Source organism: Kitasatospora sp. NPDC091257, assembly GCF_044757675.1.
In the GTDB taxonomy this organism is placed as follows: Bacteria; Actinomycetota; Actinomycetes; order Streptomycetales; family Streptomycetaceae; genus Kitasatospora; species Kitasatospora lactacystinica.
On record NZ_JBIVVI010000087.1, the window covers coordinates 1 to 13,670 of the forward strand.

Annotated in this window: 11 protein-coding genes; 5 read left to right on the plus strand and 6 right to left on the minus strand. The window is 74.9% G+C overall.

Features of this window, described 5'->3' with window-relative positions:
- Positions 1-2 precede the first annotated feature (2 nt).
- A complete protein-coding gene (locus ACIQOV_RS06470; RefSeq protein ID WP_401045571.1) occupies positions 3-1,685 on the plus strand; it encodes a TROVE domain-containing protein in 1,683 nt (560 codons plus the stop codon).
- Here ACIQOV_RS06470 and ACIQOV_RS06475 read toward each other — a convergent pair.
- The 3 genes from ACIQOV_RS06475 to ACIQOV_RS06485 all read right to left on the minus strand — a co-directional run bounded on the left by ACIQOV_RS06475 (position 1,623) and on the right by ACIQOV_RS06485 (position 4,004).
- Entirely contained in the window at positions 1,623-2,024 is a 402-nt protein-coding gene (locus tag ACIQOV_RS06475) for an NTP pyrophosphohydrolase (protein ID WP_401045574.1), read from the minus strand. The two genes, ACIQOV_RS06470 and ACIQOV_RS06475, sit on opposite strands and share 63 nt — an antisense overlap.
- Positions 2,025-2,095: 71 nt before the next feature.
- On the minus strand, positions 2,096-2,509 hold the full coding sequence (locus tag ACIQOV_RS06480) for a PPOX class F420-dependent oxidoreductase (RefSeq protein ID WP_401045576.1): 414 nt from the start codon (positions 2,507-2,509) through the stop codon (positions 2,096-2,098).
- Between the two features lie 139 nt (positions 2,510-2,648).
- Complete coding sequence (locus tag ACIQOV_RS06485; protein WP_401045579.1) at positions 2,649-4,004, minus strand: D-alanyl-D-alanine carboxypeptidase family protein; 1,356 nt, start codon at positions 4,002-4,004, stop codon at positions 2,649-2,651.
- Between the two features lie 191 nt (positions 4,005-4,195).
- On the opposite strand from ACIQOV_RS06485, the gene ACIQOV_RS06490 reads away from it, so the two are divergent.
- Positions 4,196-4,393 (plus strand): hypothetical protein, encoded by a 198-nt coding sequence (locus ACIQOV_RS06490; protein ID WP_359900946.1) that lies wholly within the window; start codon positions 4,196-4,198, stop codon positions 4,391-4,393.
- 84 nt (positions 4,394-4,477) lie between these two features.
- On the opposite strand, the gene ACIQOV_RS06495 is transcribed toward ACIQOV_RS06490, so the two are convergent.
- A complete protein-coding gene (locus tag ACIQOV_RS06495; RefSeq protein WP_401045583.1) occupies positions 4,478-5,344 on the minus strand; it encodes a TetR/AcrR family transcriptional regulator in 867 nt (288 codons plus the stop codon).
- A gap of 81 nt (positions 5,345-5,425) precedes the next feature.
- Between ACIQOV_RS06495 and ACIQOV_RS06500 the strand changes: the two genes are divergently transcribed.
- The 3 genes from ACIQOV_RS06500 (at position 5,426) to ACIQOV_RS06510 (ending at position 11,201) form a co-directional block, all read left to right on the plus strand.
- On the plus strand, positions 5,426-6,277 hold the full coding sequence (locus tag ACIQOV_RS06500) for a siderophore-interacting protein (protein WP_401045585.1): 852 nt from the start codon (positions 5,426-5,428) through the stop codon (positions 6,275-6,277).
- A 305-nt stretch (positions 6,278-6,582) separates the two neighbouring features.
- The gene (locus ACIQOV_RS06505) at positions 6,583-10,080 is read left to right on the plus strand and encodes a S8 family serine peptidase (protein ID WP_401045587.1); all 3,498 of its coding nucleotides are present in this window, start codon (positions 6,583-6,585) and stop codon (positions 10,078-10,080) included.
- A gap of 152 nt (positions 10,081-10,232) precedes the next feature.
- Entirely contained in the window at positions 10,233-11,201 is a 969-nt protein-coding gene (locus ACIQOV_RS06510) for an alpha/beta fold hydrolase (RefSeq protein WP_401045590.1), read from the plus strand.
- A gap of 71 nt (positions 11,202-11,272) precedes the next feature.
- Here the strand turns inward: ACIQOV_RS06510 and ACIQOV_RS06515 are convergent, their stop codons facing one another.
- Together ACIQOV_RS06515 and ACIQOV_RS06520 are read right to left on the minus strand one after the other, a co-directional pair.
- A complete protein-coding gene (locus ACIQOV_RS06515) occupies positions 11,273-12,697 on the minus strand; it encodes a VWA domain-containing protein (protein WP_401045593.1) in 1,425 nt (474 codons plus the stop codon).
- Positions 12,694-13,566 (minus strand): AAA family ATPase, encoded by an 873-nt coding sequence (locus ACIQOV_RS06520; RefSeq protein ID WP_401045595.1) that lies wholly within the window; start codon positions 13,564-13,566, stop codon positions 12,694-12,696. The genes ACIQOV_RS06515 and ACIQOV_RS06520 overlap by 4 nt, the downstream gene beginning before the upstream one ends.
- Between the last annotated feature and the right edge of the window lie 104 nt (positions 13,567-13,670).

Below are 13,670 nucleotides of genomic sequence, written 5' to 3' on the forward strand. Positions count from 1 at the left end.
GGGTGTCCTCCCCGCTCTCCACCCACGGCCAGTGGCCGATCCCGGAGGTCCAGCACCTGCGCTCGGCGCCGCCGCCGGTCGTCCGGCGCACCGCGGCCACCCCGGAACGGACGGCCGCCCCGGGAACGGCGGTCACCAACCATCAGGGCGGCACCGGCTACCTCCGGGAGCCGAAGGAGGAACTGTTCCTCCTCGCCGTCTCCCACCTGTTCGGCCAGGAGAGCTTCTACGAGTCGGCCGTCGAGCGCGACGAGCGGTACGTGCGGCTGATCCGCGAGCACGCCGTGAGCGACCCCGAGTGGACCCTCGGGCTGCTGCGCCGGCTGCGCACCGGGTTCCGCGTCCGGACCGCCGCCCTGGTCGGGGCCGTCGAGTTCGTCCACGCCCGGTCGGCGGCCGGCGCCGCCGGGTACTCCCGGCAGGCCGTCGACGCGGTGCTCCAACGCCCCGACGAGCCGGGCGAGTTGCTGACGCACTGGACCGGCCGGTACGGCCGTCGGCTGCCCCAGCCGCTGCGCCGCGGCATCGGCGACGCGGTCCGCCGGCTCTACACCGGCCGCGCGCTGCTGAAGTACGACACGCCCTCGCGCGGCTTCCGCTTCGGTGACGTCCTGGAGCTCATCCACCCCGCGCCCGACCCGGACAAGCCCTGGCAGGGCGCGCTGTTCCGGTACGCCCTGGACCGCCGACACCGCCCGGACCGCGCCCTGCCGCCCGCCGACCAGCGCCTGCTGAGCGCCCACCACGAACTGCTCGGTGTCCCGCCGGCCGACCGCAGGGCGCTGGTCACCGAGCCCGGCGGCGCGCAGCGCCTCGCCGAGGCCGGGATGACCTGGGAGGCCCTGGCCGGCTGGCTGCAGGGCCCGCTGGACGCCGCCGCCTGGGAGGCCGTCATCCCCTCGATGGGCCCGATGGCGCTGGTGCGCAACCTCCGCAACTTCGACCAGGCCGGGGTCGGCGACGAGCCGGCGGCGCGGGCGGCCGGCCGGATCGCCGACCCGGAGGAGGTCCGGCGCTCCCGGCAGTTCCCGTTCCGCTTCCTCGCCGCCCACCGCGCCACCCGCTCGTCCCGCTGGTCCGAGTCCCTGGAGACCGCCCTCGGGCACTCGCTGGCCGGGGTGCCCGTGCTGCCCGGCCGCACCCTGGTGCTGGTGGACCGCTCGTCCTCGATGTTCGACCTGCCGTCGGCCCGGACCCAGCTGAACCGGGCGGACACCGCCGCCGTCTTCGGCACCGCGCTGGCTCTGCGGGCCGAGCGGGCCGACCTGGTCCAGTTCGGCACCGGCAGCCGGGCGGTCGAACCGGAACCCTCGGTGCTGCGGACCCTGGGGCTCTTCCGCAACCTGGGCGGCACCGACATGGCCGGCGCGGTCCGCCGGCACTACCGGGAGCACGACCGGGTGGTCGTGGTCACCGACGAGCAGGCCCACCGGTCGAGCGCCGACCCGTTCGCGCCCGTCCCCGAGGACGTCCCGGTGTACACCTGGAACCTGGCCGGCTACGCCGTCGGCCACACCGCCCCCGGCCCGCGCCGCTACACCCTCGGCGGCCTCAGCGACGCGTCCTTCGAGCTGATCCCGCTGTTGGAGAGCGGCCAGGACGGCGGCCACCCCTGGGAGCAGTCAGCTCCGCACACTGCGCGGCCCGGTCGCCCCGGCGCCCAACACGCCGACCCGGGAGCGTAGTTCACGGTCGGCGGTGACCACCAGGCAGGTCCGCTCCGGGTCCTCGGTGCGGGCCGCGCGGACCAGCTCCACGATCCGGTCGTCCCCGCTGCCGCTCGCCGCGACCACCCGCACCCCGGCCACCCCGTCGACGCCCCGGGCCGCGCCCTCCACCACCAGGACCACCTCCAGCGGGCCGGGCAGCTCCGGCACGCCCCGGGCGGCCACCGCGACCAGCCCGTCCCGCAGCCGCTCGGCGGCGCCCCGCCGGTCCCGCCACCAGCCGTCCGGCACGGAGCCGACCACGTTCGCGCCGTCGACGACCAGCAGGGGAAGCGGCCCGGCCGCGTTCTCGTCCATGGCCGCCAGCCTGCCACGTCGCCCGGCCCGGCTCGGGTCGCCCGGCGTGCCGAGCGGCCCGCACCCGTAGCTCAGTCCGCGAGCGTGATCCGGATGCCGACGGTGCCGCGCTCGCCGCGCCGCAGCCGGCTGCCGAGCAGGGTGAGCACGCCGAGCAGGCCGTACTTCTGGCGCAGCAGCGTGCGGTAGGCGGCGGTGCGCTCGGGGCCGAGGATCTCGGCGGTGGCGGGGTACTGCTCGCCGGTCGGGTTGCCCTTGACGTCGCAGGGGCCGACCAGCACGTCCGCGCGGTTGCGGATCCGCTTGACCTTCCAGGAGTCCGCGACGGTCCAGACGCCGAGCGCCTCCCCGTCACGCACCACCCACACCGGGGTCGGCACGGTGGTGCCGTCCTTCTTGTACGTGGTGACGAGCAGGTAGCTCCCGGAGGAGAGCCGGACGATCCGGGAGAGCCGGTCCGCGGCGGAGGGGTCGGGCGTGGTCATGGCCGGAAGTCTAGAGGGCGGTTCACCGGAACCCGGCCGGCGCGCTCCCCCGGAAGGGCGTGGGGCGTGCGCCGAGGCCGCCCGGGAAGGGCCGGTCCGGCACCGGGACGGGCAGCGGGCCGGCGGCCTTCCTCGCCGGTCAGTCGGATCCGGCGCGGTGGGTTCGGGCGCGGGCGCGGGGGCGGGCGGTGCGGACCAGCGTGCGGGCGTGGCGGACCACGCGGCGCCGGCCGCGGCCAACGACGCCGGTGGCGCCCCCGACGGCGGTCGCGCCGCCCCCGCCGTACGCGGGGACGGGAACGGCCCGGGCGGGCGCGGCTCGGCGGCGGGCGGCGGTGCGGGCGGTGGCCCAGGCGGCGAGCGCGGTGCCGAGGGCCGTGGCGGTCCAGACGGCGGCGGCGAAGCCGGAGTCGGAGCCGCCGGCCACCGGCGGGCGGGCCCAGGGCGGGAGCTGGTCGGCGGCCTCGGCCGCGGCCCCGGCGGACGGGGAGGGCGAGGGGCCGGCGGGCTCGTCGACCAGTTTGCCGACCGGCCGGACCTTTCCGGCGGCCGCGAAGCCCCAGTCGAGCAGGCTGGCGGCCTCGTCGTACACCGTGCCCTGCGCCTCGGGGTGCATCACCGTCACCAGCAGGGTGCGGCCGTCGCGTTCGGCGGCGCCGGTGAAGGTGGCGCCCGCGTTGGTGGTGTAGCCGTTCTTGACGCCGATCAGGCCGGGGTACTTGCCGAGCAGCCGGTCGGTGTTGGCGATGTCGAAGCTGGTGCGCCGGCCGGTGAGCTTGTCCAGCCCGCCGGGGAAGCTCGCGGTGCGGGTGGAGCAGTAGGAGCGGAAGTCGGTGTTGCGCAGCCCGGCCCGGGCGAAGAGCGTGAGGTCGTAGGCGGAGGAGACCTGGCCGTCCATGTCGTAGCCGTCGGGGGAGACCACATGGGTGTCCCGGGCCTGGAGCGCCCGGGCGCGCTCCTGCATCTCGGTGACGGTCCGCTGGATGCCGCCGTTCATGTGGGAGAGGACGTGGACGGCGTCGTTGCCGGAACTGAGGAAGACGCCCCGCCACAGGTCCTCGACCCGGTAGGCCAGGTTCTCCTTGACGCCGACCAGGCTGCTGCCGGCGCCGAGGCTGGCGAGTTCGGCCGTGGTGACCTTGTGTTCCAGGCCCCGGTCGAACTTGGGCAGCACGGTGTCCGCGAACAGCATCTTGAGGGTGCTGGCCGGGGGCAACGGCAGGTGGGCGTCACGGGCGGCGAGCACCTCGCCGGTGGCCGCGTCGGCGACCAGCCAGGAGCGGCCGGTCAGTTCGGACGGCAGGGCCGGCGCCCCGGCCAGCGGTTCGACCTGGACGGCCGGGCGGCCGAGCCGCTCCCCGCCGACGGCGGGGACGGAGTCCTGGGCGAGGGCCGCCGGGGCGACGACGAAGAGCACCAGGGCGGCACAGGCGGCGGTGCCGGCCACGGCCCTGGTGACATGCGGGGACTTCTGTTGCACACGCTTGGGCTGCACACGGCGAACGTACCCGGGCCGCCACCGGGCCGCCGGGCCTGCTGCTCCGTCCGGAGTTCTGCGGACGCGTGCGGAGCCCGAGGGGCCACCCGGAGCCGTGCGGACCCGTGCGGAAGGGACGACTTTGGTGGCGCGGGTCCGCACCGAAAGTCGGACGTCCGGCGACCGGCCGCCTTCCTAGGCTCGGGGGCATGAAGACCCTGCTCGGCTACCTCGGTTCGGTGTTGATCGTCGGCGGCGCCTCGGGCCTGTTGTCCACCTGGATCGAGGGCTTCCGGCTGTTCGGCTTCGTCCGGGTCCTGGTGCCGGCGGGCCACGAGATCGCCGGGTACGCCACCCTGGTGGTGCTCGGTGTCCTGCTGGCGCTCCCCGCCGCCCGGCACGGCTAGGGCCCGGTGGCGGTCGCGGGCGGTGACGATGACGTGGTGGCCGCACCGCCCGCAGCGGCCCGGTTCTCGGCTCCCGGGACCGCGTCACCGTGGATCCGTCGGGAGGCCCTCCGCCGCGATGCCGTCGAGCAGCACGGCGAGCCCGCTGCGGAAGGCCTCCAGGTGGCCGTCCTCCGGGGCGCCGCCTTCGCTCTGCAGGGCGACGAGCAGGGGGAAGCGTTCCGCGAAGTCCGGGGCGAGTTCGACCAGTCGGGCGGAGCGGCCGGCCCACCAGTCCTCGTCGGTGACGCCGGTCGCGGCGGCCGCGCCGCGCGCGTCGGCGGTGGTGGCGGCCAAGCCGCGGACGAACTGCCAGAGTGCGGCGACCGCCCCGCGCAGCCGCCGGGGAGCCAGTGCGGCCGGTCGCAGCGCGCGCAACAGCGCCTCCATCGCGGCGAGTTCGGCGGGGCCGAGCACCGGGCGGGCCTGCGAGACCTGGAGCACCCAGGGGTGGCGCAGGTAGCAGGCGTACAGGTTCTCGGCCCAGGCGGTGACGGCCCCCCTCCAGTCCTCGGCCGCAACGGGGTCGTCCGGGAGTCCGTCGGGGAGTCCGGACGGGTATTCGGCGGGGCGCTCACCGGGGAGTTCGGAGGGGTATTCGGCGGGGAGTTCGGTCGGGCGTTCGACCGGGAGCTCGGCGAGCACCCGGTCGTGCATCAGGTCGAGCAGTTCGGCCTTGCCGGGCACATAGGTGTAGAGCGCCATCGCGGTGCGGCCGAGCCGTTCGCCCACGGCGCGCATCGACAGTGCGGCCATGCCCTCGGCGTCGGCCACCGCGATTCCGGCCGACACGATCGCGTCCACGCTCAGGCCCGGCTTGGGGCCGCTGCGCCCGGTGCGCGGTTCCGCGGGCGCACCCCAGAGCAGGGCGAGCGAGCGATGGGCGTCGCCCTGTCCGGCGTAGACGGTCATCCGACATCTCCTTATGGCGTAAAGTATCGCCCCTGCGGCAACTCTTTATGCCGTAAGGTTACCAATCGAAGGGGTTTCGCGATGACATTGCCCGTCACCTTCGTCGAGGTCGTCGAGGTCCGCCGGATCACGCCGCGCACCGCCCGGATCACCTTCGCCGCCGAGGAACTGCCCGACGCCGTCGGTACCGCCCCCGACCAGCAGCTCAAGCTCTGCTTCCCCCGCCCCGGCCAGCGCGAGCCGGTGCTGCCCGCCCGGCAGGACGACCCGACGGGCTGGTACCGGGCCTACCTGGCGATCCCCGAGGAGCGGCGCCCGCTGCTGCGCGGTTTCACCCTGCGCGGTCGGCGCCCCGGCACCCGGCTGGTCGAGATCGACTTCGTGCTGCACGGCGACACCGGTCCGGCCGCCGCCTGGGCGCTGCGGGCCGCGCCGGGGGACCGGCTCGGGATGGTCGGCCCCTCCGCGCTGTACGCCCCGCCGGTCCCGTTCGCCGAGGCCGCGGCGGCGGCCGACTGGGTGCTGCTGGCCGGTGACGAGACCGCGCTGCCGGCGCTCGCGACGCTGGTCGGGGCGCTGCCCGCCGGGGTGCGGGCGGTGGCGTACGTCGAGGTCGCGGACGAGGCCGAGCGGCAGCCGCTGGAGGGGCCGGAGGGCCTCGACGTGCACTGGCTGCACCGGGACGGCGCCGCCCCGGGCGCCGTGCTGACCGGGGCCGTCCGGTCCGCCGAGCTGCCGCCGGGCCGGCCGTTCGCCTGGCTGGCCGGCGAGGCGGGGGCGGTCCGGGCGCTGCGCCGCCACCTGGTCGAGGAGCGCGGGGTGCCGAAGGCGTCCGTCGACTTCACCGGCTACTGGCGCCACCGGCTGGCCCAGGACGACGCGCCGACCGCCGAGGACCTGGCGGACGCTCAGGAGCGGCTGGCCGGGTCCTGACCGGGACGGGTCGGACGGGCGGGCGGGCGGCGGCCTCGACAGGAGCCGGACGCGCCGGTTCGCCGGGTGCGCCGTTTCGTCGGGCGGTGGCGCGGGAAGGGAGCCGCCACCGCCCTTCCCGCGGTGGAGTCGCCCCGGGTCCGGTAAGGGCCGATCGGCTGAAAGATGATGATTCGGCCCGATTTCCTCCGTGAATTTTACTGATTGATGGTCAACTTTACTTTCTGATGGGGATTTACCCCCTTGTCGTGATCCTCTCAGGTGCGTTGGAATGCGTCAGCTATCCATCTGACGAGAGGATTTATATGATCGGCTGGCGGAAAACCCAGCTGGCGGCGGCCGTCACGGTCACCGCCGCGTCGATGGTCCTGAGCCTCGGGACCATGGCGAGCGCGGCCCCGGCCCCCGACCCGCAGAACGCCCGGGCGGCGTCCGCGGACGGGGCCCCGGTGCCGGTGATCGTGATTCTGAAGGACCAGATCGCGGACGCCCCGGCCGACCACGGCCACCTGGGCGCCCGGCAGCAGAAGACCGCCGACGCGCAGGCGCCGCTGCTGAAGAAGGTCAAGGCGGCCGGCGGCACCGACATCAAGAGCTTCGTGGTCGGCAACGCCTTCTCGGCCACGGTCGGCCCCGCCCTGCGCGCCCAGCTCCAGGCGGACCCGGCCGTCTCCACCGTGGTGGCCGACGCCCAGGTCCAGGTCGCCCCGGCGGCCGCCGGAAAGGCGAAGGCGGCCAAGGACGCTGCCGCCGCCGGCGCCAAGGCGCCCAAGCCCGATGCCGCTCCGCAGGCCGTTTCGGGCAGTAACGGCCAGGGGGCGGAGGAGAACGCGACCAACACGGTCTGCCCCTCCGACCCGAGCAAGCCGCTGCTGGAGCCCGAGGGCCTCTACTCGACCCGGGCCGTCACCGGCAACGGCAAGCCCGGCGTGGAGGACCTGGCCACCGGCAAGGGCGTCAAGGTCGCCTACATCGCGGACGGCCTCGACCCCAACAACCCGGACTTCATCCGGGCCGACGGCTCGCACGCCGTGGTCGACTACCAGGACTTCGCGGGCGACGGCTGGGACGCGCCGACCGGTGCGGCCGAAGCCTTCGGCGACGCCTCGGCGGTCATCGCCCAGGGCCGCCAGGTCTACGACGTCTCCACGTTCGTGAACTCCTCGCACCCGCTCCCGGCCGGCTGCAACATCCGCATCCGCGGCCTCGCCCCGGACGCCGACCTGGTCGCGCTGAAGGCCGGCGGCGAGATGATGTCCAACTCCTCGATCCTGCAGTCGATCGACTACGCGGTGCGGGTCGCCCACGTCGACGTGCTGAACGAGTCCTTCGGCGGCAACGTCACCCCGGACAGCGGCGCGCACGACACCATCTCGCTCTTCAACGAGCAGGCCGTCAAGGCGGGTGTCACCGTCGCCGTCTCCAGCGGTGACGCCGGCATCAGCGGCACGGTCGGCACCCCGGCCACCGACCCGTACGTGATCGCGGTCGGCGCCTCCACCGACAACCAGAACTACCAGCAGACCGGTTACGCGGCCTCCCGGTTCTCCAACAGGACCTGGAGCAACAGCCGGATCTCCGCGCTCTCCTCGGGCGGCTTCACCCAGGCCGGCCGGACCGTCGACCTGGTCGCCCCGGGCGAGTCGGACTGGGCGCTGTGCACGCCCGACACCAGCAAGTACACCGACTGCACGGGCTACAACGGCCAGCCCTCGCCGATCCAGCCGTTCGGCGGCACCAGCCAGTCGGCCCCGTTCGTCACCGGCGCCGCGGCCCTGGTCATCCAGGCCTACCGCGACACCCACGGCGGCGACTCGCCCGCCCCGGCGCTGGTGAAGAAGTTCCTCACCGGCACCGCCACCGACCTCGGCGTGCCGGCCGAGGAGCAGGGCGCCGGCCTGCTGAACGTCCGCGCCGCCGTCGAGGCCGCCCGCGGCTACGACGACGGGGACGGCACCGACGGCGCGAAGACCGTCGTGGTCAACACCGGCCAGGTCGACATCGCCGGCGCCCCCGGCTCGACCCACACCGCCGACGTGTCCGTCACCAACACCAGTGACACCACCCAGACGGTGAGCGCCGCGACCCGCAGCTTCGCCCCGCAGTCGGGCAACCAGCAGACCGTCCAGCTGGACCCGTCCTCGAAGGACACCTTCAAGTACGCGACCAACGGCGCGGACTGGGTGCAGAAGCAGGTCAAGTTCACCGTCCCGGCCGGCGCCGACCGCCTCGCGGCCTCGATCGCCTGGCAGGGCGCGCCCACCCCGGTCACCAACGGACCGGTGGTCCGCATGACGCTGCTCGACCCCTCGGGCCGCTTCGAGACCAACACCCGTCCGCAGGGCGGCGCCACCCCGGCGAACTTCGGCCTGGTGGACGTTCCGCACCCGGTGGCCGGCGAGTGGACCGCGATCCTCTACACCCCGGCCGGCAAGGCCGGCTACAGCGGCGCCGTCCAGTTGGGCACCGCCACCCAGCGCGCGGTGCCGGCCGGCCCCGTGAGCCCGAACACCACCGACCTGAAGCCGGGCCAGACCAAGACCCTCAAGGTCCAGCTCACCACCCCGGCCACCAGCGGTGACTCCAGTGAGGCCGTTCTGGTCTCCAGCTCCAACGGCAACACCACCAGCGTCCCGGTCGTGCTGCGCAGCCTCGTCCCGGTCAACCAGGGCAAGGGCACCTTCACCGGCACCGTCACCGGTGGCAACGGCCGCAGCGCCTCGCCGACCCAGAGCTTCGCGTACGCCTTCGACGTCCCGAAGGGCCAGAAGGACCTGCGGGTCGGCGTGACCGTCGGCAAGGACCCGAAGCTGCTCATGCAGGGCGCGCTGATCAGCCCGAACGGCACCCCGGTCGACATCGAGGGCAACGGGCAGTTCGACGCCCAGGGCAACCTGGCCGGCACCGGCAACGGCGTCTCGGCCACGGCCGTCAACCCGGCCGCCGGCCGCTGGCGGTTCGTCCTGAACGTGCTCGGCCCGGTCAGCGGCCAGGAGCTCGCCCAGGACTTCACCGGCACCGTCGCGTTCAACCAGAACCAGGCCACCGCGGCCGGTCTGCCGAACGACGCCCGCACCAGGCTGGCGGCCGGCAAGCCGGTCACCGTCCAGGTGAACTACACCAACAACACCGTCGCGACCCAGCGGATCGCGGCCGACGGCCGGCTGGACCGCCGGGTCGACCTGGCGCTGGTGCCGCAGGGCGCCTCGGCGACCGTCAGCCTGCCGCTGAGCCTCAGCTCCGCGGTGCCGTCCTTCCTGGTGCCCCCGGGCACCGACCGGCTCAAGGCCGTGGCGGCGTCCTCGACGCCGGCGCAGATCGAGCTGAGCGCCACCACCGGCTCGCCGGACCTGTTCGGCGACCTGAAGAAGGCCCAGGACGGCTCGACCGTCTCGGTGGTCACCGACAACGGCACCGCCGAGCAGCCGGTCGTCCCCGGCACCTGGGGCACCTTCGTCCAGCAGATCGGCCCGTTCGGCAGCGGCTCCGCGCCCGCCGGCACCTCCACCATCACGGCCACCGCGCACACCCAGGCCTTCGACCCGGCGCTGACCTCCAGCACCGGTGACCCGTACGCCGCCTCGGTGAACGCCTCGGCCGCGGCCGCCACCCCGGTGACCGTCGCCCCCGGCGCCACCGGCTCGCTCCAGGTGACGCTGACCCCGACCGGCCCGAAGGGCAGCACCGTCAAGGGCGTGCTGTACCTGGTGTCCGGCCCGACCGGCGTGGCCACCGCCAACAACGTCCTGAACACCACCGGTTCGGTGCTCGCGGCGATCCCGTACAGCTACACCGTGAACTGACGTCGGATCAGTTCCGTTCAGGCCGAGGCCGTCCCGGGATTCCGGGGCGGCCTCGGCCGCTTCCGCCGCCCGGAGCCGGCGGGGTTCCGGGGGCGATCGGCTGGGCAGGGTCGGAAGTGACGGCATGTCTTCACCGGATGGGGAGTGGCGAGTTGAACGACGCGATCAAGCACGGCGAGATCGAGGTGAACGGCGTCCGGCTGCACTACGCGGAGCAGGGCGAAGGCCCGCTGGTCCTGCTGCTGCACGGCTTTCCGGAGAGCTGGTACTCCTGGCGCCACCAGTTCGCGCCGCTCGCCGAGGCCGGCTACCGGGTCGTCGCGCCGGACCAGCGCGGATTCGCCCGCAGCGACCGGCCCGAGCGGGTGGACCAGTACACCCTGCTGCACCTGGTCGGCGACGTGACGGCGCTGATCGGCGCGCTCGGCGAGGAACGGGCGGTCGTGGTCGGGCACGACTGGGGCGCGCCGGTGGCCTGGGCCACCGCGGCGCTGCGGCCGGACCTGGTGCGCGCCGTGGCCGGGCTGAGCGTGCCGCCGCTGCCGGTGGGCGGGCCGCCGCCGCTGGAGGCCGCCCGGGCCGCCTTCGGCGAGGGCTACTACCAGGTCTACTTCCAGGAGCCCGGCCGGGCCGACGCCGAACTGGCCGCGGACGTCCGGACCAGCCTGCGCCGCATCCTGTCCGCGAAGTCGCCGGACGGCACGCCGCGTGTGTGGATCGTCCCCGAGGGCCAGGGGCTGCTGGACAGCCTCCCGGAGCCGGAACGCCTGCCGGACTGGCTCACCGAGGCGGACCTCGACGCCTTCGAGGCCGACTACGCCCCGCACGGTGAGAAGGCCTTCACCGGCGGGCTCAACTGGTACCGCAACCTCGACCGCAACGCCGAACTGCTGGCCGCCTTCACCGGGGTGACGGTCGACGTGCCCGCGCTGTTCGTGGTGGGGGAGCAGGACCTCGTCAACGCGATGGTCCCGCGCCCGGTGCTGGACCACCTGCTGAGCCGGGTGCCCGGGCTGCACGGGCACGTCCGGCTGCCGGAGACCGGGCACTGGACGCAGCAGGAGCGCCCGGCCGAGGTCAACGCGGCGCTGCTGGACTTCCTGGCGCACCTCGACAAGTAGACCCCGGGGCGCCGGTCGCGGCCGTCCGAGGACGGGGGCCGCGGCCGGCGCCCCGCACCGTCGGACCGGCGTCAGACCGGCAGCAGGCGGGCGATCAGCTCGCCGAGGCGGCGCGCGTTGCGGCAGGAGTGCATCTCCACCACACCCGCGTACACGAGGGCGGCGGAGTCGCCGGTCGGCCAGAGCGAGGGCTGCTCGGGGTTGAGCCAGAACACCCGGCGGGCCCGGCCGGCGATCCGGCGCAGCGCGTCCGGGTTGGGGTCGCGCTGGTTGTTCCTGGCGTCGCCGAGGACCAGCACGCAGGTGCGCGGGCCGACGGCGTCCAGGTGCCGCTCGGCGAACTCGCCGAGCGCGGCGCCGTAGTCGCTGTTGCCGTGGTAGCCCGTCACCTTGGCCTCGGCGAGGATCCGCGCGGCCAGGCGGGCCGGGTCGTCGTCGCCGCGCAGCAGGCCGGTCACCTCGGCGGTGCGGTTGACGAACGCGAACACCCGGACCTTGCTGAACTGTTCGCTCATCGCCCGCACCAGCAGCATGGTGAAGTCGGCGAAGCCCGCCACCGAGCCGGAGACGTCGCAGAGCAGCACCAGCTCCGGGCGGGCGGGGCGGCGCAGCCGGTACGCGGGGCGCAGCGGCACCCCGCCGGTGCTCAGCGAGCGGCGCAGGGTGCGGCGCAGGTCGATCTCGCCGCGGGCGGCGCGGCGGCGCCGGGCGGCCAGCCGGGTGGCCAGCTTGCGGGCCAGGGGGTGGACGGTGCGGCGCAGTTCGGCGACCTGGCCGCGCCCCGCGTAGAGGAAGTCGACCAGGTCGGCGGTGGGGGCGACGGCGCGTTCGGCGATCCGCTCGGGGCCGCGCAGCTCGGCGACCCGGCGGCGGGCCTCGCCGGCGGCCAGGGCGCGGAAGTCCTGGATGCGGCGGCGGATCTCGTCGGCGAGCACCAGGTCGGAGAGGTCCGGGGCGCTCCGCCGCTCGCGCAGGGCGGCCAGGACGCGGGCGAGCAGCGTCTCGGGGGCGAGCCGGCCCAGCGCCTGCTGGGCGGACCAGCCGTCCGAGCCCGGCGTGCCGCCGGCGCCGTACCGGCCGAAGGCCTCCACCACCTCGCCGGCCAGCCGGGCCTGGGCGGCGCGGTCGTCGTCGGCCAGCGCGGCGGCCAGGCGTTCGCGCAGCTGCTCGCGGAGCGGGTCGGGGCGGCCGAAGCGCGGCGGCTCGGGGTCGTCGGGGACCGGCGGCGGGTCGGCCCGGACGGCCTCCGGGGTGCCGACGCCGAGGGGGAAGAACAGGTCGAAGGTGGCGTCGAAGACGCTCCGCTGGCCCTCCGAGCGCAGCAGGGCCGCGGCCACACCGGCCCGCATCTGCTCGCGGTCGGCGAAACCGAGGACCTCCAGCACGGCGGCGGCGTCCACCGTCTCGGCCGGGCCGATCCGCAGGCCGTGCCCGCGCAGGGCGCGGACCAGGCCGGTGAGGCGGGCGGCGGTGTCGGCCCGCGGGGGCGTCGTCATGCGAGGGTGAGCTTCTGGGCGGCCTTGCGGACGTCGTCCTGGTGCTTGAGGATCACCCCGAGGGTCTCCCGGACGACCGCCTCGTCGAGGGTGTCGGCGCCGAGGGCGAGCAGGGTGCGGGCCCAGTCGATGGTCTCGGCGACGGACGGGGCCTTGCGCAGCTCCATCGCGCGCAGCGCGCCGACGACCCGGACCAGCGAATCGGCCAGCGTCCCGTCCAGGCCGGGCACCTTGAGGCGGACGATCCGGCGCTCCAACTCGGCCTCGGGGTAGTCGAGGTGGAGGAAGAGGCAGCGGCGGCGCAGGGCCTCGGAGAGCTCGCGGGTGGCGTTCGAGGTGAGCAGGACGAAGGGGCGGCGGGTGGCGGTGATGGTGCCGAGCTCGGGGACGGTGACCTGGAAGTCGCTGAGCACCTCCAGCAGCAGCGCCTCCACCTCGACGTCGGCCTTGTCCATCTCGTCGATCAGCAGCACCGTCGGCTCCTCGCCGCGGATCGCGGTGAGCAGCGGGCGGGTGAGCAGGAACTCCTCGCCGAAGATGTCGGTGCGGGCCTCCTGCCAGCCCTCGTCGCGGCCGGCGGTGATCCGCAGCAGCTGCTTGGCGTGGTTCCACTCGTAGAGCGCGCGGGCCTCGTCGATGCCCTCGTAGCACTGGAGCCGGACCAGCCGGGCGTGGCCGATCGCGGCCACCGCCTTGGCGAGTTCGGTCTTGCCGACCCCGGCCGGGCCCTCCACCAGCAGCGGCTTGCCGAGCCGGTCGGCGAGGAAGACGGTGGTGGCCACGGCCGTGGAGGCCAGGTAGCCGGTGGCGGCCAGCTGTTCGGCGGCGTCCGCCACCGAGGTGAAGAAACCCGTGCCGTTGTCGCTCATCCGCTCGCCCCTCGAGCAGCTGCTCGTTCATCAGGTGCTTGGTGCGGAGCACGGCGCGCAGCAGGGCGGCGCTCGGCTCGACCCGTTCCAGGACGGTCGGGTCG